This window comes from Streptomyces sp. NPDC031265, assembly GCF_055570295.1.
This window is the reverse complement of record NZ_JBVIHM010000001.1, coordinates 133904-153546: the sequence shown is the minus strand read 5'-3', so window position 1 is coordinate 153546 and position 19643 is coordinate 133904. Positions and strand designations below refer to the sequence as shown.

The window sequence follows — 19643 nt, the reverse complement described above, 5'->3', positions numbered from 1 at the left end:
GGCCCGCAGCGCAGATGCGCGCGGACTCCACGGACCACTCCTGGGACGGGTGTTGTCTGGTGCGTTACGGAGTGGGCCGCGTCAGGCTGCGAGGGTGTATACGGCGGGCGGCCCGCGCCTGATCACCGAGTGCTGAAGTGCTTCCCCGGCCGGCGGCAGGGGGGTGGCGAGCCGGGCGAGCGGAAGGCGCGGGCCGTGCCCAGGCGCCCCCGGCAGACCGGCACGCAGAGCCCGTACGAGCGCGAGAGCGGCGCGCAGCGAACGTGCGCACGCCCCTTCGGCGGCAGTCGTGGCGGCCTGAGCGGAGAGCCGCACCAGACGGAAGAGCGCGGCCTCGCCGCGCCGCAGCAGCCAGCCGGTCAGCAACGCGGCCAGCAGATGGCCGAGGAGCATCGGGAGCGAGGGGAACAGTCCGGCCAAGGCGCTGTGCGCCGAGCCGGAATCGGTCATCCCGGGCATTCCGGTCATGCTCGTCATGGGGCCGTGTGCGGCGGAGGCGGCACCGGAGGGCGGGCGCAGGCCCGCGTCGGTGACGATCCGTCGCGCGTCCGAGGCCGTCAGCTGGGCCGACGCGGCCGGGCCGCAGACCAGCTTGGCGGCGAGCCGCAGCAGCGAGGTGTCGCCGGGTGCCCCGTTTCCGGAGGCGGCGGCCGTGTGCTGGCCGATGCCGAACAGGACGTGCAGCCCGAGCTGTCCGGCGGCCAGGGCGCCCGCGATGGACGGCAGCGCGCGCTCCCGTCCGGCGAGCGGCGCGGCGGCCGCGAACACCCCGAGGAACCCGGCGAGCAGCGTCCACCACGGGACCGTCGCACAGGCGGCCAGGACGTGCCCGAGCGCGGACAGCATGACGCAGACCGCGGCGAAGACCGCGGCCCTCAGCAGCCGGAGACCGGCGCCTGCGTCGGTGTGTCGGGCGTGTCGGGCAGACATGGCGGGGCCATCATCGCACCAGCCTTAGCCGTCCCATACGGCAGGTCCACAAGGTGCCGTATTCCTGTGATGATCACATCCGTCCCCGGCTGTCCGGAACCTGACGGGGTGGCCGTCCGCCGCGTCCATACACCGGCACGGGGGGCGCATACATCCGCCGAATGAGCGCTATCACGTCAAGTCCGTGCTTACGAACCAAGGGTTGCGGCAATACGTAGGGGTATGTCGAGCCGCAGCCAGGAGGCCGGAGCATGAGCATCTGGTGGTCACTCCATTTGCGGCGCGAGGCCGCGAGCGTTCCGCTCGCACGTCGTCTACTGCTCGGCACCATGGAGACCGCGGGCGTCGATCCGGACATCTCCTACGACCTGTCGGTCGCACTCGGTGAAGCGTGTGCGAACGCGGTCGAGCACGGTGGGGACGAAGGTTCCGGCACCTCGGCGGCGTACCGGGTGACCGCGTATCTGGATGGCGAGAAATGCCGTATCGAGGTCGCCGACTCGGGGCCGGGCTTTCCCGTACGACGAGGCCGTCGCACCGCAGCACGGATGAACAGCACATTGGGATCCGCCATGGCGGAGCAAGGCAGAGGACTCTGCCTGATCGAACAGCTCGCCGACCACGTCCACTTCGGCAACCGGCCGGGCAGAGGCGCCGTGGTGAGCTTCGACAAGATCCTGAAATGGCGGGAAGGCGCCCTCCTCAACGTCTCGTGAGGGTCCCGTGCGGTGAGTAGAGCTACTCATCCGTCCCCCCTACGCGCGCGTGGGGGAACAGGCGGACACGACGGAGGCGTGAACGGCGCCATGAGAAGAGCCCGGCCTCCGCGAGGGGCGACCGGGCTCCGGCACTCGTGGCGGCGTCAGCCCTGCTTGACCCGCGCCATCCACGCCTCGACCTCGTCGGCCCGGCGCGGCAGCGAGGCCGACAGGTTCTCGTTGCCGTCCTCGGTCACCAGGATGTCGTCCTCGATCCGGATGCCGATGCCCCGGTACTCCTCGGGCACGGTCAGGTCGTCGGCCTGGAAGTACAGACCCGGCTCGACGGTCAGGCACATGCCCGGCTCCAGGTCGCCCGCGACATACGTCTCGGTGCGCGCGGCGGCGCAGTCGTGGACGTCCATGCCGAGCATGTGGCCGGTGCCGTGCAGGGTCCAGCGGCGCTGGAGGCCGAGCTCCAGGACCTTCGCCACGTCCAGGTCGCCGAAAAGGCCCCACTCGACGAGCTTCTCGGCGAGGACGCGCTGGGCGGCGTCGTGGAAGGCGCGGTACGGGGCGCCCGGCTTGACCGCGGCGATACCGGCCTCCTGGGCCTCGTACACCGCGTCGTAGATCTTCCGCTGGAGCGGCGAGAACGTGCCGTTGATCGGCAGCGTGCGCGTGATGTCCGCGGTGTACAGCTCGTTGGTCTCGACGCCGGCGTCGAGCAGGAGCAGCTCGCCGGGGCGCACGGCGCCGTCGTTGCGCACCCAGTGCAGGGTGGTGGCGTGCGGGCCGGCCGCGCAGATCGAGCCGTAGCCGATGTCGTTGCCCTCGACGCGGGCGCGCAGGAAGAACGTTCCTTCGATGTAGCGCTCGCTGGTCGCCTCGGCCTTGTCGAGCACCTTGACGACGTCCTCGAAGCCGCGCGCGGTGGCGTCGCAGGCCTTGCGCAGCTCGGAGACCTCGAAGGCGTCCTTGACCAGACGCGCCTCGGACAGGAACTCCCGCAGCTCCTCGTCGCGCTCGGCGGTGACCTTGTCGGTGAGCGCCGCCTCGATGCCGGCGTCGTGGCCGCGCACGTTGCGGACCGGGCCGGTGGCCTCCTTGAGCGCGGCGGCCAGCTCGCGGACGTCCTTGGCCGGGATCCCGAGGAGCTGCTCGGCCTCGCCCAGCGAGTGGCGCCGGCCGACCCACAGCTCGCCCTGGCCGTCCAGCCAGAACTCGCCGTTCTCCCGGTCGGAGCGCGGCAGCAGGTAGAGCGTCGCCTCGTGGCCGTCACCCTTGGGCTCCAGGACGAGCACGCCGTCCTGGGTCTGGTCGCCGGTGAGGTACGCGTACTCGGTGGAGGCGCGGAAGCTGTACTCGGTGTCGTTCGAGCGGGTCTTCAGGTTGCCCGCGGGGATCACCAGGCGCTCGCCGGGGAAGCGCTTGGACAGCGCGGCGCGGCGGTCGGCGGTGTGCGCGGCCTGGGCGATCGGCTCAAGGCCGTGCAGCTCGGTGTCGGCCCAGCCGGACTTCATGTTCTCGGCCAGCTCGTCGGACACGCCCGGGTACAGGCCGTTCTTGCGCTGCTTGATCGGCTGCTCTTCCGACTCGTCCGGGGTCTCCGGGGTGAGCTGCTCGGCCACGGTCTGCCTCCACTTAGTACGACATTGGACCTCCGTCCATCGTACGGGCGGGTGGGAAAGGGTCCAGGGCCGAAGGGCCTGTTACACCCCGTAGGCGACCGCTACCGGAGCCGCGGGCCGTCCGTGGCCTGCGCCGCCGCCCGTCCCCGGCCCGCGGAGCCGCCCGAGCCGCTATGCGAAGCGGGCCGCGAGCAGCACCACGTCCTCGCCGCCGTCCGACGCGTCGAGCCCGCCCGGCAGCACGGTCCGCAGGACGTGGTCGGCGATCGCGCCCGGGTCGTCGCGGGCGGCCCTGGGGACGCTCGCGGCCGCCGTGTGGAGGCGGGCGAAGGCCCGGTCCATCGGGTCGCCGGTGCGGTGGAGCAGCCCGTCGGTGTACAGCAGCACCGTTTCTCCTGCCGCGGGCTGGATCTCCACGCTGGGCGCCTCCCAGCACGCGAGCATCCCCAGCGGCGCGGAGAGCGAGGTCTCCACGTACTCGGTGCGGCGCTCGCCGACGATCAGCGGCGGCGCGTGCCCGGCACCGGCCAGGACGATCTTGCGGCGCGCGGGCTCGCAGTAGGCGAAGAGCGCGGTCGCCGAGCGGGCCGGCTCGGTCAGCCGCAGCAGCAGTTCGAGGTCGGAGAGGACGGCGACCGGGTCCTCGCCCTCCATCACCGCGTACGCCCGAAGACTGGCCCGTAGTCGGCCCATCGCGGCGACGGCGCTCGGCCCGGACCCGGTGACGGACCCGACCGCGAGGCCGAGCGCGCCCTCGGGCAGCGGCAGTGCGTCGTACCAGTCGCCGCCGCCGCGCGGCCCGGTGCGGTGGCGGGCGGCGAGCTGCACCCGCGCCACCCGGGGCAGTCTGCTGGGCAGCAGTTCCTCGGTGACGGTGGCGAGCCGCGTCCGCGCGCGGTCCAGCTCGACAAGCCGGGCCACATGCTCGGCGGCCTGCCGCAGATAGAGCCCGACGAGGTGGCGGCGGCGCTCGGGCGGCTCGGCGGGCTCGTCGTAGAACCAGACCACCGCGCCCAGGCGGCCGCCCGTGTCGGTGGTGAGGGGCAGCGCGTAGCTGGCGGCGTAGCCGAGCCGGGCGGCCACCTCGCGGTGGCGCGGGTCGGGGCCGGGGCCGCTGCCCACCGCGCCGACCAGGTCCGATCCGCCGTCGGCGTCGGGGAAGCCGTCGAGGATCCTGCCGTACGGGGTGGCGCTGCGCGGGACCGTCTCGATGTGGCCGAGGTCGGCGTGGGCGAGGCCGAGGCCGGTGGTGACGGCGGGGCCCAGACCGTCGGCGGGCTCCAGGACGACCAGTCCGCGCCGGGCGCCGACCAGCGCGGCACCGGCCCGCAGCAGCTCGTTGAGGGCGTCGTCGAGCACACAGGTGCGGGAGAGGCGCTCGGTGAGTTCGTGCAGCGTGGTGAGGTCGGAGACCCAGCTGGCCAGCCGGTCCTGGATCACCGCGCAGGGGCCTGCGGGGGAGTCGGGGTTGGATGTGGGCAGAGGCGCAGAAGTGTGCGCGGGGGGCGGGACGGCTGGATCGATTCCAGCCACTTTCGGCAGGCGTGGGGCGCTCATGGCAGTCGGCTTTCCGGCCGGTCGATTCCGCTCAATAGCATCGCAAACCCCCATGTCAATCTGCGCCGCCATCAATGCATCCAGATGTACACGCACAAGTAAGGGGATGTCCAGCATTGTCATAGCGGGATTGTTGGTGTCCGGGGGGTGTTCAACTTGGCGGAAAATTGCCCCCTATGGCCCATCTCTGGGGTCGACTGAGGGCGTTCAAGAGCGCGTCATATCGAGCGGGTTGGGTACGTACTCGGTGATGGCCAGGGGCAGTTGACGATGTCCCGGAACCCGGCGGCGGGCCACGGCGTCTTAGGAGCCGACGGCCGCGCCCCATCCCCGAGTGGCGGGGTTTTTGCACAAGGGACGGCAAGCGCCAGGCGCGCGCCACCCCTCGCCATGCTTTTAATGGTCACAGCCCACGTTCGGTCCTGACGGGTTACCCGTACCGCAGGCTCGCAGAGCTCACAGAGCATATACGCGCAGTGAAGTGATGCACACATGGTGTGATGTGGACCTCGGCGTTCAACGGAAAGGAACGAGCGCTCATGCGCGAGATCCTCGGAAGGCGACGCAGGCTCCGGTTCCGGCGCAGTGAAAGGGCTGCTCAGCTTGGCGCCGCGCTGACCTGCGCGACCGAGTGGAAATGGCCCGTACTCCCAGGTGTGGGACTCAAGGCGGCCGGCGGCCGCGGTGACCGGGGCCGCGGCTGTGCCTGTCCCGACCCCGATTGCGCCGTCCCGGGGGCGCACCCCTTCGACCCGGGGCTGCTCGCGGCCTCGACCGACGAACGCCTGGTGCGCTGGTGGTGGACCAACCGCCCGGCAGCGCCCGTGCTCCTCGCGACGGGTGACAGGGCGCCGTGCGCGGTGAGTCTCCCGGCGGTTGCCGGGGCGCGGGCGCTCACGGTGCTCGACGAGATGGGCATCCGGCTCGGCCCGGTGGTGGCGACGCCCACCCGGTGGTCGCTGCTGGTCGCTCCGTACTCGTTGGAACGTCTGGGTGACCTCCTCTACTCCAAGGACTGGGTGCCGAGTTCGCTCCGTTTCCACGGAGAGGGCGGATATCTGGTGCTGCCCCCGTCCGAGACGGGCAAGGGGCAGGTGCGCTGGGAGCGGGCTCCGCTGCCGGGCACGGCCAAGCCCTGGCTGCCGGACGTGGAGGCGGTGGTGGACGCGCTGGTCGCGGCGTCGACCAGCGCACCGGACGGCGGGTCCCGGCTCGCGTACTGAGCCGGCGACCCGGTCCGCGTACTGGGTCAGCGAACGGGACGCGTGCCGAGTTCCCGCCGGAGCGTGGTGTCACTCATTCGGGTGTGAGAGCGCCCCACTTGTACGGGAAACGGGCGCGCGGATCACCGGGCGCCCGGTTTCCGTCGCTATCTTCGGCCCACCGCAGGAATTCCATGGGATGGGTGGGCCGCCGTGAACCTCCGCATGATCGGTATCGGGGCCGTGGTGGTGTTCGCGGCGCTGCTGCCGCTGGCGGCTTCGGCCGGACCGGTCGAAGAGCCGGATCCGACGGGGGCCGAGTCATCGGGCGGCGATCCCGCCCGGGCCGACCCCACCCCTGCGGTGGCGGCGGGCTCCGGGCCGGCCGACTCCACGGGGTCCGATTCCGTAGGGACCGAATCCGGTGGGTCCGCTTCCGGTGGGCGCGATTCCGCTCGGTCCGGTGGCTCCGGCTCCGTACCGGACGACGCGAAGCAGGCTCCCCACGCGCGCGTGGGCGGTGCGTCCGCCGAGCCGGCCGCCCACTGCGGGCCCGAACTGGTCTCGCCCGACGGCGTCGAGGCGCAGACCTGTGTGCTGACCGAGGGCCGCGATGCCTGGGCGCGCGCCTACTACCGCAATGCCACGGGCGGACGGTTGCGCTCGGTGCTCACCCTGATGGGGCCGGGCGGCCACACCGTACAGACGAACTGTGCCGTCGGTGCGGGAGATCAACCGGGAGTGTGTGAGACCCCGAGAGGGCCTTCGAGGGGAAAACCTGGCGCGTACTCGGCGGTCGCGGAGTTCGCCGGAACGGGCGAGGAAGCACCTCTGCTGCTGCGTTCCGGGTCCAATACTGCCGACGGCGCGGCGCTCAACTCGGCGGCGGACACGGCTCGTTGAGCGGAAAGTGGCCACGTGGGCGCGTGCGGCGAACCGGAAGGGGAAATGGAAGGGCCCGATCGCTGGCGACGGGGGATGCACCAGCGACCGGGCTCTTAGAACGGTAACAAGAGATCTGTCATTCGCAAATTCGATCTCGGTTATTCGGACACCGATTTATCTGCGACTACCGGGAGTTGTGACGCGGGTCACCTGTCCCGTGACAGGAATGGTCACTCTCAGCTCAAGGTCACCTGGCGGTTGGTGAGGCCGCCGCGCGCCCTGCGCTCCTCCGGTGTGAGCGGCGACTCGTCCGCCAGCGCCGCCGTCAGCCGCTCCGCGAACGCGGCGGCCGGCTTCTCGCACTCCTCGGCCGTCATCGAGCTCGGCAGGTCCCAGACCGGAACGGTCAGACCGTGCGCCCGGAAGGAGCCGACGAGCCGGGTGCCCTCGCCGAGCGAGGAGGTGCCGGCCGCGTGCAGCCGGGCGAGCGCGTCCAGAAGGCGCTCCTCAGCGTGCGGCATGACCCACCGGAGGTGGTTCTTCTCGGGCGTCTCGCACCAGTAGGAGGAGTCGACCGACTTGAGCCGTACGGTCGGGATCGCGGCCGCGTTGGCGCGCTCCAGGGAGGCGGACACCTCCGGGGTGGCGTTCTCCGCGTCCGGCACCCAGAACTCGAACCCGCTGTGCACGGCGGGCTCGAACGCGGCGGCCGGGTCCAGCAGGTCCTGGAGCCGGGGGCCCTGCGGGTCGACGCGCTGGGCGGCGACCGGCGTACCCGGCTCCGTCGTCAACGCGCGCGTGAGCGTGTCCGCCAGGTCGCGGCTGATGTCGCCGGACGGCGTGTCGTTCTGCAGGCCGAGCAGCACGGAGCCGTCGTCGCGGCGCAGCGCGGGCCACGCCATCGGCAGGACGGTCGCGAGCGTCACGGACGGCACGCCCTCGGGCAGCCCGTCCTTGAGGGTGAGTTCGACGGTCGCGGCGGGGACCAGCTCGCGCAGCGCGACCCAGTCGCACTCGCCCGTCAGGCCCTCGAACGGGCGCTGGACCAGCTCGGTCACGGCGTGCGAGGCGGCCCGGCCGTGACAGGCCTTGTAGCGGCGGCCGGAGCCGCACGGGCAGGGCTCGCGGGCCCCGACGACCGGAACCTCCCCGTCCTTGAGCTGCGGCGCGGCGGCCTTCGTCTGGGGGCGCTTCTTGGCCATGGTGTGGCTCTCTCCCGGCTGCGGTGGTGCGGTGTCGCTGTGTCGGGCGCGAGCCTAGTCGTACCGGTCGGCGCACGACGTACGCCTCGGTGCAAGTCGTACGGTGCGGTTCGCGTTCGGGGGTGGGCCGTGCGGCTGGGCTCGCGGTGCGGGCGCTCCGGCGGTCCCGTCCGGCGGTGGGGCTCAGTCCAGGCCGTCGACGCGCCGCCCTGCGGCTCGGTACATGCCCCGACGGCGCCCGGGAGCTCAGTTCAGGTCGTCGAAGGCGTCCGCGAAATCCAGTCCGGGCATCGCCACGCGCCCGACGAAGCCGTCCGGGGCGGGCCCGCGGCCGTTCTCGCGCCCCGGTGCGCGGTCGTATCCGGCGGTGATGATCACCCAGACGGTCACCTCACCGGACGCGCTGTCCCGGACGCCCCAGTCCTGGGCGAGCGCGCTGATGATGTTCAGACCGCGGCCCCCGCGCGCGGTGACCGAGGGCGTGGCCGGAATCGGCCTGGTCGGGCCGCCGCCGTCGGTCACTTCGACCGTCAGCCGACCCGCCTTGTCGACACGCCAGGCGGCTCGGACGTCTCCGTCACCCACGTCCGCGTGCCCCAGCGGCCTACCGTGCCGGCAGGCATTGCTGAGCAGTTCGGAAAGGACCAGTACGGCATCGTCCACGACCGGCTCCGACACCCCGCTGCCGAGCAGTTGCTCGCGCATCCGGTGTCTTGCCTTGCCCACGCCCGCAGGGCCGTGGGGCACGGCCATGCTCGACGACGTGGGCACCTCCTGTGCCACCACCAACGCCACCCCCGAGACCTCCTTCACCCCACGCCACGGTGTGGATGCCCCAATGGACTGGACCGGAAACCGGCCAACCGGCGTCCGGTGACGCACTCGTAACGATCGAATACGGACCGAACGCGCCGGTGCACTCCCTGTCACCAGTATTACGGGTGACAGGGAGTGGGGAGGGCGACAAAGGAAGCGGCGCTCCTGCGGCCCTGGTACCGCGCTCCGAGAGGCCCTGAGGATGTCCCGCGCAACTGCCTCAGAGGCGGCCCAGCTGGTGGAGGACCTGCTTCGGACGGTTGGTGATGATGGCCTCGACCCCGAGGCGTACGCACAGTTCGACGTCCTCCGGCTCGTTCACCGTCCAGACGTGGACCTGGTGGCCCGCCGCGTGCAACCGGTCGATGTAGCCGGGGTGATTGCGGACGATCCGCATGCCGGGGCCCGCGATCCGCGCCCCCGCGGGCAGCCGCCCGTCGCGCAGCCGGGGCGACAGGAACTGCATCAGGTAGACGGTCGGGATGTCCGGCGCGGCCGCCGCGACGCGGTGCAGGGAGCGCGCGGAGAAGCTCATGATGCGTACGGGCGAGGTCTCGCCGGCCGGCGGCGGTCCGGCCATTCCGAAGCGCTTGAGCAGGTGCAGCAGCCGGTCCTCGACCTGCCCGGCCCAGCGGGTGGGGTGTTTCGTCTCGATGGCCAGCTCGATGCGGCGGCCCGAGTCGGCGACGAGTTCCAGGAGCCGTTCGAGGGTGAGGACGGAGATGAAGGACGGGTCGCCCCAGTCCGGGCTCTCCTCGCTGTCCTTCCAGGAGCCGAAGTCGAGCGCCGAGAGCTCGGAGAGCTCCAGGGCGGAGACGGCGCCGCGGCCGTTGGAGGTCCGGTTGACGCGGCGGTCGTGGACGCAGACGAGATGGCCGTCGGCGGTGAGCCGGACGTCGCACTCAAGGGCGTCCGCACCGTCCTCGATGGCCTTCACGTACGCGGCGAGGGTGTGCTCGGGCGCGTCCTCGGAGGCACCGCGGTGGGCGACCACCTGGATGGAGGCCCGGTGGGGCGTATGACTGTCGTGCTGCCGTGCTTGGGTCACCGCGTCATCGTGCCACTGCGACGGGGGTGAGGGGCGGCTTGCGGGCGGGCGCCTCGGGGCCGGGTGCGCTGTCCGGCGGCCGGCGTCGGTCCCCGTAGCCGGCGCCTTGTGGGCGCCGTCCTGTGGACGGGAGCACGAATACACAGCTCCTGCTTACAGTGGCCTGACAGCTTGTGGGAAAAGCTGAGGGCTGACATGTGCACACGTCCGCATCGTGCGATACGCGATTGTCGGACCCCTGACGCACCATGGTCGGTGTCGCGTCCCCAAGTCGAAACATACCGACCCCGAGACTGAGTGGAACCGAGGAGAGAGAGCTGTGAGCACCGAGAACGAGGGCACCGCGGCCCCGGCCGTCCCGCCTGCCCCGTCGTCAGCACCGCCCGCGCCTCCCGCCCCTCCCGTGACGTCCGAGGAGGCTGCGGCGCCGTCCCATGCGGCTGAGCACGCCACCCCGCAGGCCGGGCCGGTGGCGCCGTCCTCGGCGGCCGGGCCCGCGGCCACGCGCGCGACGCCGGAGTCCGCCGCTACGTACGCCGAACCCGCGGCCACGCGCGCGACGCCCGAGCCGACGGACGCGCCGGGGGCGGCGAGCGAGCAGGAAGCGACCCCTGTACATGAGCCGGTCTCCGCGCAGGAGTCCGCGCACGAGCCGGTCACCGCGCAGTTGCCCGGCCCGGTGCCGGCCGAGCCGTACGGCGGGGCGCCCGCCACGCACGCGCAGGGGCCCGCCCCGCAGGCGCCGGGCGGCGGCTGGCCGACGCCCCCGCCAGCGCTGCCCGCCTACGGCGGCGGAGGCGGCGGCCCGGTATGGGGCGCGCCCGTGCCCGAGCCGCAGGGCCCGCGCCGTCGCCGCGGCGGCCTGGTCGCGGCCGTCCTGGTGGCCGCGCTGGTCGCGGGCGGCGTCGGCGGTGCCATCGGCTACTGGGCGGCGGACCGCGAGGACGGCTCCGGCGGCTCGACCACGGTCTCGGCGTCCGACGCCCCGAAGGACTTCAAGCGCGACCCGGGCACGGTCGCGGCGGTCGCCGCGAAGGCGCTGCCGAGCGTCGTGACGATCGAGGCGCAGGGCGGCGACGGCGAGGGCGGCACCGGTACCGGCTTCGTCTACGACCGGGAGGGCCACATCGTCACCAACAACCACGTGGTGGCCTCCGCCGCCAACAACGGCAAGCTGACGGCGACGTTCTCCAACGGCAAGAAGTACGACGCCGAGGTGGTCGGCCGGGCGCAGGGCTACGACGTGGCCGTCATCAAGCTCAAGAACGCCCCGTCCAACCTGATCCCGCTCGCCCTCGGGAACTCGGACCAGGTGGCCGTCGGTGACTCGACCATCGCGATCGGCGCGCCCTTCGGCCTCTCCAATACCGTCACCACGGGCATCATCAGCGCCAAGAACCGCCCGGTGTCGTCCAGCGACGGCGCCAACTCCAAGGCGTCGTACATGAGCGCCCTCCAGACCGACGCCTCCATCAACCCGGGCAACTCGGGCGGCCCGCTGCTCGATTCGCGCGGCGCGGTCATCGGCATCAACTCGGCCATCCAGTCGGCCGGCAGCGGCGGCTTCGGCCAGTCGCAGGCGGGCTCGATCGGCCTGGGCTTCGCGATCCCGGTCAACCAGGCGAAGAACGTGGCGGAGCAGCTCATCAAGACCGGCAAGCCGGTCTACCCGGTGATCGGCGCGACCGTCGCCATGGACGAGAAGGGCCAGGGCGCCAAGATCTCCCCGCAGGCGTCCGGCGGCGCCGCGGCCGTGGTGTCCGGCGGCCCGGCGGACAAGGCGGGCCTCAAGCCCGGCGATGTCATCACCAAGTTCGGCGACACGGTGATCGACAGCGGCCCGACCCTGATCAGTGAGATCTGGACGCACAAGCCGGGCGACCAGGTCCAGCTGACGTACAAGCGCGACGGCAAGGAGGCGACGGTCACGGTCACCCTGGGCGAGCGCATGGGCGACAGCTGACCACGGCCGACACGGCAACTGCCCGAGCAACCCCGGCAACTGCCACGGGAGCCCGGCCGATCCCCCGGCCGGGCCTCCGCACCACGATGGCCCTCCGCTAGGCTGTAGCCGCCCCGCCGCCGGTCGGCCCGGGGAAAGGGTGGGTTGCCCGAGCGGCCTAAGGGAACGGTCTTGAAAACCGTCGTGGCGCGAGTCACCGTGGGTTCAAATCCCACACCCACCGCGTGTACGGGCCGTACGGCCTGTGAAAAAAGAGGTGCCCCGGAAATCCGGGGCACCTCTTTTTTGATCCGGGGTTCTGATCCGGGGCGCCTCTTGACGTCGAGTCTCTACGTCGAGGCGCCCGGCCCGTACGGGATCAGACGCTGCCCGCGGCGCGGCGGCGGCGCAGCAGGGTGAAGCCGGCGGCGCCGAGGGCCGTGGCGCCCGTGGCGCCCGCGTACAGCGCGGTCTTGTCGCTGACCTGGTTCTTGTGTGACAGCCGCACTCCTGCGTACGCCTTTGTTTCGTACCCCCGCGTGCGCGACTGCTCCTCAGTACGCCGCCGTCAGCCGCGCCGCCGACGCGATCGTCGCCCGCGCCTCCCGCTCGGTGAGGCCGGTGTGGACCGCGGCGGCGGTGAGGCGGTCGGCCAGGGCGTCGCCGATGCCGTTCTCGTAGGCGCGGCAGGCGGCCCAGAAGAGGCGGGTGTTGCGCTGGCCCTCGTGAGCGGCGAGGACGAACTGCACCAGGCCATGGCCCCGTTCCGTGCCGTACGCCCGGGGTGGGTGGGCGCGCGCCGGGGGCGTGAGCAGATCGAGAAGCGCGTCGGGGCAGGGAGCGGGTGCCAGATGGGCCGTGCCCGGGGCGAGCCGGTAGACGCCGTTGCTGGTCAGCGAGCCGGGGCCGACCAGATAGCCGCCCGCGCCCCGGACGTCGATACCGGGTGCGAGCCGGCTCGCGGAGTTGGGGACGACCCGGTCGGGCGGACCGGTCAGCCAGATGTGCCGCCCGCCGCTCGGCGTGATCACGACGACGGTCTCCGGGATCGTGAACAGGTGCCGCAGCGCCAGGTGTTGGAGGGCCGCCACGGACTCGGGCGGCGGGTCGGCGGCGAGCGGCATGAAGGGCGACGGCGGCGACGGCCGCACCGCCCCCGGCTCGCGCTGGGGCGGAACCGACGCCCCTGCCGCCGTCCCCGTCGGCGAATCCGCCCCAGACCCCGGAGTCGGCCCCGGAGCCGAGGCCGCCGCCGCTCCCACCGGTACGTCTGTCGCCCCGTGCTCCGCCTGGACCGGCTTCATCGTGTCCAGATCGATCCCGATGAGGTGGTGCGGAGGCCGCCCGCAGGCGATGCCGTACCCGGTGGCCCAGGGCGCGGCCGCGAACAGCGCGCGTACCGCCGCCGGGTCCGTGGTCGCGTCGTGCACCCCGTGCCCCGGCAGCCCGCACTCGCCCCGGCAGAGGGCGGGCTGCGGCTCGTCGTGGTGCGGCGAGCGCAGCGCGGGGAGCTTGGAACGGGACAGCGGAATGACGGGGAGCCCGCGCTCGGCGACGGAGAGAGCGTGGGCGAGGGCCAGGGTGGAGGCATGCCGGTCGATGGTGGCCATGCCTTCCATGTTCGTACGAGTGTTCGAAAAAAGGAAGCGGGAAACGGTTCGGGTTCCAAGAGGGGCGGGGAGCGTCCGTGGGTTGGGTGCGACCGGGCGGAGGCGGGGTGCGGGCTGAACCGATCCGGGGCCCGCGCCGGGCGAACACGGGCTCGGGCGGGACGGGGGACGGGTGTGTGGCAGGCGGGGTACGGCTGCCCGCCATCCCGGTGACAGCAGAGTGGCGTGGAAGATTGGCCGAAAGTGCGCCGAAACGCTTCTTCTCCCCTGGGGGCCGGTGTGTGGCGCGGTGCGCCTGGGGCGGCAGGGGGGCTCTGGGGTTTTGGAAGCGCATTGGTGGTTTATCGACATGTCCTCACGCTTGCGAGCGAAACGTACCGACTGGGCTGGTTCGATGGGGATTCGGTGGGCAATTCTGATGTCGCGACGTCGCAGCAGCGTCCGGGGCGGTCGGCCAACTTCCCTGGGGCAAGCCGTACTTCTGGTTCCTGGAGGAATAGACATGGCAAGCATCCGTACCGCCCGCGTCATCGCCGCCGTCGCCGCCCTGCCTCTCGCAGTGGGGCTCTTCACGGGGGTGGCCGCCGCGGACAACGGTTCCTTCGCGGGCCACAGATCGAACGCGGCCGTGGCGACCGTCAGCGGGAGCGGCGTCGGGCACGACAACAAGGGGAACTCGTCCACCACGCAGCAGCAGGCGGTGGGGTCGGGCGCCTCGAACCAGAGCAATACCGCCCAGGTGAACGGCTCCGCCTTCACGGCGATCCGTCAGGACAACGTGTCGGTCAACTTCACCAACCTCTGGTGAGCCGGGGCCCCTCGGGGTCGGGGTCAGGGTCAATGGGGTGAACGACTGCCCGGGTGGCGGCGCTGCGGCGCGGCCACCCGGGCAGTCGTGTGTCCGGATGGCGCCGGGCGGCAGGGGTACGGGCGCGGGCGCAGGCAGAGGTACCGGCACTGGCGCAGGCACTGGCATGAGCATTGACAGGAGAGCCACATCTGACGGACAGTCAGAAACCCCGACCCGTAAGCGTACGTCCGGACTCCGGAGGCCGCCGCCGTGCACCTCGCCCCGACCGAACGCCAGCAGTGTCTGCGCGCCGAACTCCGCTCGTACTTCCGCGCCTTGATGCCGGACGGCGCCGTCGCCGCGCACGGTGGCGATCCGGCGGACGGTGATCCGGCGGCGCAGCGCGCCCTGCTCCGGCGCATCGGCGCCGACGGGATGCTGGGGCTCGGCTGGCCCGTCGAGTACGGCGGCCAGGGGCGCGGCCCCGACGAGCAGTTCGTCTTCTTCGACGAGGCGTACCGCGCGGGCGCCCCCGTCTCGATGGTCACGCTGAACACGGTCGGGCCGACCCTGATGCGGTACGGGACCGAGGAGCAGAAGAGGTACTTCCTGCCCCGGATCCTCGCAGGCGACCTCGTCTTCGCCATCGGCTACAGCGAGCCGGAGGCCGGTACCGACCTCGCCTCGCTGCGGACCCGGGCCGTACGGGACGGCGAGGACTGGCTGGTCGAAGGCCAGAAGATCTTCACCTCCAACGCCCAGAACGCCGACTGGATCTGGCTCGCCTGCCGCACGGACCCCTCCGCGCCCAAGCACCGGGGCATCTCGATCATCCTGGTCCCGACCGACGCGCCGGGCTTCTCGTGGACGCCGATCCGCACCGTGGGCGGCCTGACCACGACGGCCACGTACTACGACGGGATCCGCGTTCCGGCCGGGAACCTGGTCGGCGAGGAGAACGGCGGATGGGGGCTGATCACCAACCAGCTCAACCACGAGCGGGTCGCGCTCGCCGCGATCGGCATGCAGGCCGAGGATTTCTACGAGGCGGCGCTCGCCCGCGCCCGTACCCCCGATCCGGTGAGCGGGCGGCGCAGGGTTGACGAGCCGTGGGTGCGATCCAGGATCGCCGAAACGCATGCCCGGCTGGCGGCGAATCGCCTGCTCAACTGGCGTTTGGTGGGGGATGTGGGGGCGGGTTCGCTGGCCCCCGGCGACGCGAGCGGCGTGAAGTTCATGGGAACCGAATCGGCCGTCGAGGCGTATCGAATGTGCCAGGAGATCACGGGGGAAGCGGCGCTGCTGCGGCGAGGTTCGCCGGGCGCCGTGGGGGACGGGGAACTGGAGCGGATGAACAGGGCGGCACAGATCAACACGTTCGGGGGCGGGGTGAGCGAGGTGCAGCGGGAGATCGTCGCCACGATGCGGCTCGGGATGAAGAGGGGGCGGAGGTAGGTGAGCGAGAACATGTCCGCGCGCCCGGAGGGGCGGTCTGCGGGCGCAGAGAGCTCAGAGAGGCGACCTACGGGTCCGGAGGAGGGGAACATGCGCGGGGAGGGGCCGTCCGCGCGCACGGACCCGGGCGGGCTGTACGGGCGTCTGAAGGCGTACGAGGGGAGGTCGGCGGCGAGCGAGGGCGTCGGCAAGGACCTGGTCAACGAGCCGATGATCAGGCACTGGTGCGAGGCGATGGGCGACACCAACCCGGCCTACCGGGGACCGGACGCGATCGCGCCGCCGACCATGCTCCAGGCCTGGACGATGGGCGGCCTCTCGGGGCACACGGACCGCTCGGGAGCCCACGACGAACTGTTCGCGCTGCTCGACGGCGCCGGTTTCACCTCGGTGGTCGCGACCGACTGCGAGCAGGAGTACGTACGGGAGCTGCGCCCGGGCGACCGGATCACCTATGACGCGGTGATCGAGACGGTCTCGGAGCGGAAGACCACCAAGCTGGGAACGGGCCACTTCATCACCACGCGGATGGACGTGCGGGCGAACGGCGAGCTCGCGGGCACGCACCGCTTCCGGATCCTCAAGTACGCCCCGGCGCGTCGCAAACCCAGGGGGCGGCGCCCGAAACCGGTCGTCAACCGGGACAACGCCGGGTTCTGGGACGGAGTCGCCGCGCACAAGCTGCTGATCCAGCGCTGCACCGACTGCGGTGAGCTGCGCTTCCCCTGGCTGCCGGGGTGCAACGGATGCGGGGCGGCCGAGTGGGACACGGTGGAGGCGAGCGGCGCCGGGACGGTGTTCTCATACGTGGTGATGCACCACCCTCGATTCCCGGGGTTCGCCGTGTCCGACGCCACCGGCGCGGGATCCGGTGCGGGTGGAGACGTCCCGGCCGACCCCGATGGGGACGGGTCGGGCCCGTACGCGGTGGGGCTGATCGAGCTTTCCGAGGGCGTGCGGATGATCAGCAACGTGGTGGGGGTCCCGTACGACAAGGTGCGGGTCGGGATGCCCGTGCGGCTCGAATTCCTGCGAGTCGACGAGGAGTCGGAGCTGCCGGTGTTCCGAGGGGGTGAGGGTGGCTGATGGACTTCACCCCCACCGAGGAGCAGTCGGCCGTCCGTGAGCTGGCCGGGGAGATCTTCGGGGACCTGTCCACCCATGAGCGCCTCACTGCCGCGGGGACGGGGACGGACACCGAGCTGTGGAAGGCCCTGTGCGGCGCGGGGCTGCCTGCGGCCGTCGAGGAGACGGGGCTGCTCGGGCTGGTCCTCGCACTGGAGGAGCAGGGCCGGACCACCGCCCAGGTGCCGTTCGCGGCGAGCTGTGTCTACGGAGTCCTGGCACTGGCCGCCCACGGCTCCGGGGAACAACGCGACCGGCTGCTCCCGGCGCTGAGGGACGGCACCGCGGTGGCGACCGGCGCTTTCCCCGCGCACGGCGGAGTACGGGCCTCGGCGGACGGGGGGCCGACAGGGGAGCTGACCGGAGTGGTGCCGGTGGTCCCCTGGCTGCGGGATGCCACGCACGTCCTGGTGCCGGACGCGGAGCGGGCGTTGTGGTGGATACGGACGGGAGCGCCCGGGACGCGGGCGGAGCCGGTCGAGACGACCGCGCCCTGGTCGGCCGGGCGGCTCACGCTCTCGGGAGCGCGGGGCGAGCGGGTCGGCGGGCCCGGGCCGGGTGCGTACGAGGACGTGCTGGCGACCGCCCGTACCGCCTTCGCCGGATTGCAGACGGGCGTGTGCGCGGGGTCGCTTGGACGGGCGGTGGAGCACACCGGCACCCGTGAGCAGTTCGGGCGGCCGCTCTCGACCAACCAGGCGGTCCTGCTGCGGGCGGCCGACGCGTACATGGAGACCGAGGCGATACGGGTGACCTCGTACGAGGCGGCCTGGCGGCGCGACCGGGCGCTGCCGTACCGCACGCACGCGCTGACGGCGGCCTGGTGGGCGTCCGAGGCGGGCAGAAGGGTCGTCCACACGGGCCAGCATCTGCACGGCGGACTCGGCGCCGACCTGGAGCACCCGGTGCACCGGCATTTCCTCTGGGGACGCCAGATCGACGCCTACCTGGGGTGCGGCGTCGAACTGCTGGAGGAGCTTGGCGGGTTGATCGTCGACGGAGAGGGCGCAACGGGTGTCCCGGACGGAGAGGTGGAGGACGCCTTGAACGGACAGGTCGGACTGGATGGGCAGGTCGGGCAGGACGGAGAGGAGGGCGCGGCATGAAAGCGGGCGACGAGCTGCCACCGCTGGAGATCCCGGTCACCCGGACGCTGATAGTCGCCGGGGCCGTGGCCTCCCGCGACTACCAGGACGTACACCACGACGCGGTGCTCGCCCAGGAGAAGGGGTCCCCGGACATCTTCATGAACATCCTGACCACCAACGGCCTGGTCGGGCGTTACGTCACCGACCACTTCGGTCCCGAGTCACGGCTGCGCTCGGTGCGCATACGGCTGGGGGCGCCCAACCATCCCGGCGACACGATGACCTTGACGGGCACGGTCACCGCAGTGGAGGCGGACACGGCCGAGGTGCGGGTGGTGGGGGCGAACGGGCTGGGCCACCACGTCACCGGGACCGTGACGGTCGCACTCCCCCGGGCCGGGGCGAGCGGTGCCGGGGAGGTGGCGGTATGAGCGTCCGGCGGGCCGACTCGCTCGGGGGGAAGGCGGCGATCGCCGGGATAGGGGCGACCGAGTTCTCCAAGGACTCGGGCCGCAGCGAGCTGAAGCTCGCGGTGGAGGCGGTGCGCGCCGCGCTCGACGACGCCGGGCTCACCCCCGGCGACGTCGACGGCATGGTCACGTTCACCATGGACACCAGCCCCGAGATCACCGTGGCGCAGGCGGCCGGCATCGGTGAGCTGTCGTTCTTCTCGCGGATCCACTACGGCGGCGGCGCCGCGTGCGCGACCGTCCAGCAGGCGGCGCTCGCGGTGGCCTCGGGGGTGGCGGAAGTGGTCGTCTGCTACCGGGCGTTCAACGAGCGTTCGGGGCGGCGGTTCGGGTCCGGGGTACAGCACCGGGAGCCGTCCGCCGAGGGGGCGGCGCTCGGCTGGTCCCTGCCGTTCGGGCTGCTCACTCCGGCCTCCTGGGTCGCCATGGCCGCCCAGCGCTATCTGCACGCCTACGGACTGACGCCCGAGGCGTTCGGGCACGTGGCCGTCGTCGACCGGCGGCATGCGGCGACCAACCCGGCGGCGTACTTCTACGGCAGGCCGATCACGCTGGCCGACCACGCCGCCTCGCGATGGATCGTGGAGCCGCTGCGGCTCCTCGACTGCTGCCAGGAGACGGATGGCGGTCAGGCGATCGTCGTCACGACGGCCGAGCGGGCGCGGGATCTGCGCCGCCCGCCCGCCGTGATCACCGCGGCCGCACAGGGGGCGGGCCGCAGACAGGAGGGGATGACGAGTTTCTACCGGGACGGTCTGACCGGGCTGCCCGAGATGGGGGTGGTCGCGCGGCAGCTCTGGCGGACGTCCGGGCTCACTCCGGCCGAGATCGATGTGGCGATCCTGTACGACCACTTCACCCCGTTCGTGCTGATGCAGCTGGAGGAGTTCGGGTTCTGCGGCGCGGGGGAGGCGGCGGATTTTGTGGCGGCGGACGCGTTGCCGCTGAACACGCACGGGGGACAGCTGGGGGAGGCGTATCTGCACGGGATGAACGGGATAGCGGAGGCGGTCCGGCAGGTCAGGGGACTGGCGGTCAATCAGATACCGGGCGCCGGGCGGGTGCTGGTGACGGCCGGCACGGGTGTTCCGACGTCGGGGCTGGTTCTGAGCACGGAGGACTGAACGCGGCGGGGCGGCGCGGCGCGGCGCGGGGCGGCTGAGCACGGCACGCCGGCCGCCCGCTTCCCGCACA

18 protein-coding genes and 1 tRNA gene are annotated in these 19643 nt (G+C 72.2%); 11 read left to right on the top strand and 8 right to left on the bottom strand.

Annotated features, from left to right (window positions below; all coding sequences use genetic code 11):
- Positions 1-81: 81 nt before the first annotated feature.
- Positions 82-930: a hypothetical protein gene (locus ACZ499_RS00720; RefSeq protein ID WP_468670733.1), complete on the bottom strand. Its 849-nt coding sequence runs from the start codon at positions 928-930 to the stop codon at positions 82-84.
- A gap of 251 nt (positions 931-1181) precedes the next feature.
- Between ACZ499_RS00720 and ACZ499_RS00715 the strand changes: the two genes are divergently transcribed.
- Positions 1182-1646, top strand: a complete 465-nt coding sequence (locus tag ACZ499_RS00715; RefSeq protein WP_101389220.1) for an ATP-binding protein — start codon at positions 1182-1184, stop codon at positions 1644-1646.
- A 146-nt stretch (positions 1647-1792) separates the two neighbouring features.
- Here ACZ499_RS00715 and ACZ499_RS00710 read toward each other — a convergent pair whose 3' ends face one another.
- Positions 1793-3259 (bottom strand): aminopeptidase P family protein, encoded by a 1467-nt coding sequence (locus ACZ499_RS00710; RefSeq protein ID WP_385536263.1) that lies wholly within the window; start codon positions 3257-3259, stop codon positions 1793-1795.
- Positions 3260-3430: 171 nt separating this feature from the next.
- The gene (locus tag ACZ499_RS00705) at positions 3431-4933 is read right to left on the bottom strand and encodes a PP2C family protein-serine/threonine phosphatase (protein ID WP_468672033.1); all 1503 of its coding nucleotides are present in this window, start codon (positions 4931-4933) and stop codon (positions 3431-3433) included.
- 422 nt (positions 4934-5355) lie between these two features.
- Between ACZ499_RS00705 and ACZ499_RS00700 the strand changes: the two genes are divergently transcribed.
- Positions 5356-6039 (top strand): bifunctional DNA primase/polymerase, encoded by a 684-nt coding sequence (locus ACZ499_RS00700; RefSeq protein ID WP_468670727.1) that lies wholly within the window; start codon positions 5356-5358, stop codon positions 6037-6039.
- 192 nt (positions 6040-6231) lie between these two features.
- A complete protein-coding gene (locus ACZ499_RS00695; protein ID WP_468670725.1) occupies positions 6232-6921 on the top strand; it encodes a hypothetical protein in 690 nt (229 codons plus the stop codon).
- Positions 6922-7139: 218 nt separating this feature from the next.
- On the opposite strand, the gene ACZ499_RS00690 is transcribed toward ACZ499_RS00695, so the two are convergent.
- From ACZ499_RS00690 to ACZ499_RS00680, 3 genes are all read right to left on the bottom strand, one after another.
- Positions 7140-8105, bottom strand: a complete 966-nt coding sequence (locus tag ACZ499_RS00690) for a DUF5926 family protein (protein WP_468670721.1) — start codon at positions 8103-8105, stop codon at positions 7140-7142.
- A gap of 246 nt (positions 8106-8351) precedes the next feature.
- The gene (locus tag ACZ499_RS00685; RefSeq protein ID WP_468670719.1) at positions 8352-8987 is read right to left on the bottom strand and encodes an ATP-binding protein; all 636 of its coding nucleotides are present in this window, start codon (positions 8985-8987) and stop codon (positions 8352-8354) included.
- 154 nt (positions 8988-9141) lie between these two features.
- Complete coding sequence (locus ACZ499_RS00680; RefSeq protein ID WP_468670716.1) at positions 9142-9969, bottom strand: glycerophosphodiester phosphodiesterase; 828 nt, start codon at positions 9967-9969, stop codon at positions 9142-9144.
- Positions 9970-10288: 319 nt separating this feature from the next.
- Here ACZ499_RS00680 and ACZ499_RS00675 point away from each other — a divergent pair, with 319 nt between their 5' ends.
- Both ACZ499_RS00675 and ACZ499_RS00670 read left to right on the top strand, forming a co-directional pair.
- A complete protein-coding gene (locus ACZ499_RS00675; RefSeq protein WP_468670714.1) occupies positions 10289-11932 on the top strand; it encodes a S1C family serine protease in 1644 nt (547 codons plus the stop codon).
- 138 nt (positions 11933-12070) lie between these two features.
- Positions 12071-12155 (top strand) — tRNA-Ser (locus ACZ499_RS00670).
- A gap of 135 nt (positions 12156-12290) precedes the next feature.
- Here the strand turns inward: ACZ499_RS00670 and ACZ499_RS00665 are convergent.
- Positions 12291-12419: a hypothetical protein gene (locus tag ACZ499_RS00665; RefSeq protein ID WP_468670711.1), complete on the bottom strand. Its 129-nt coding sequence runs from the start codon at positions 12417-12419 to the stop codon at positions 12291-12293.
- A 46-nt stretch (positions 12420-12465) separates the two neighbouring features.
- A complete protein-coding gene (locus tag ACZ499_RS00660; RefSeq protein ID WP_468670709.1) occupies positions 12466-13521 on the bottom strand; it encodes a bifunctional DNA primase/polymerase in 1056 nt (351 codons plus the stop codon).
- A 502-nt stretch (positions 13522-14023) separates the two neighbouring features.
- Here ACZ499_RS00660 and ACZ499_RS00655 point away from each other — a divergent pair.
- From ACZ499_RS00655 to ACZ499_RS00630, 6 genes are all read left to right on the top strand, one after another.
- On the top strand, positions 14024-14329 hold the full coding sequence (locus tag ACZ499_RS00655) for a hypothetical protein (RefSeq protein ID WP_468670706.1): 306 nt from the start codon (positions 14024-14026) through the stop codon (positions 14327-14329).
- Positions 14330-14581: 252 nt separating this feature from the next.
- Positions 14582-15766 (top strand): acyl-CoA dehydrogenase family protein, encoded by a 1185-nt coding sequence (locus ACZ499_RS00650; RefSeq protein ID WP_468670705.1) that lies wholly within the window; start codon positions 14582-14584, stop codon positions 15764-15766.
- Positions 15767-15856: 90 nt separating this feature from the next.
- On the top strand, positions 15857-16852 hold the full coding sequence (locus tag ACZ499_RS00645) for a bifunctional MaoC family dehydratase N-terminal/OB-fold nucleic acid binding domain-containing protein (protein ID WP_468670702.1): 996 nt from the start codon (positions 15857-15859) through the stop codon (positions 16850-16852).
- Entirely contained in the window at positions 16852-17997 is a 1146-nt protein-coding gene (locus ACZ499_RS00640; RefSeq protein ID WP_468670701.1) for an acyl-CoA dehydrogenase family protein, read from the top strand. The genes ACZ499_RS00645 and ACZ499_RS00640 overlap by 1 nt, the downstream gene beginning before the upstream one ends.
- Positions 17994-18410, top strand: a complete 417-nt coding sequence (locus tag ACZ499_RS00635) for a MaoC family dehydratase (RefSeq protein WP_468670698.1) — start codon at positions 17994-17996, stop codon at positions 18408-18410. The genes ACZ499_RS00640 and ACZ499_RS00635 overlap by 4 nt, the downstream gene beginning before the upstream one ends.
- On the top strand, positions 18407-19573 hold the full coding sequence (locus ACZ499_RS00630; RefSeq protein ID WP_468408282.1) for a lipid-transfer protein: 1167 nt from the start codon (positions 18407-18409) through the stop codon (positions 19571-19573). The genes ACZ499_RS00635 and ACZ499_RS00630 overlap by 4 nt, the downstream gene beginning before the upstream one ends.
- Positions 19574-19643 lie beyond the last annotated feature (70 nt).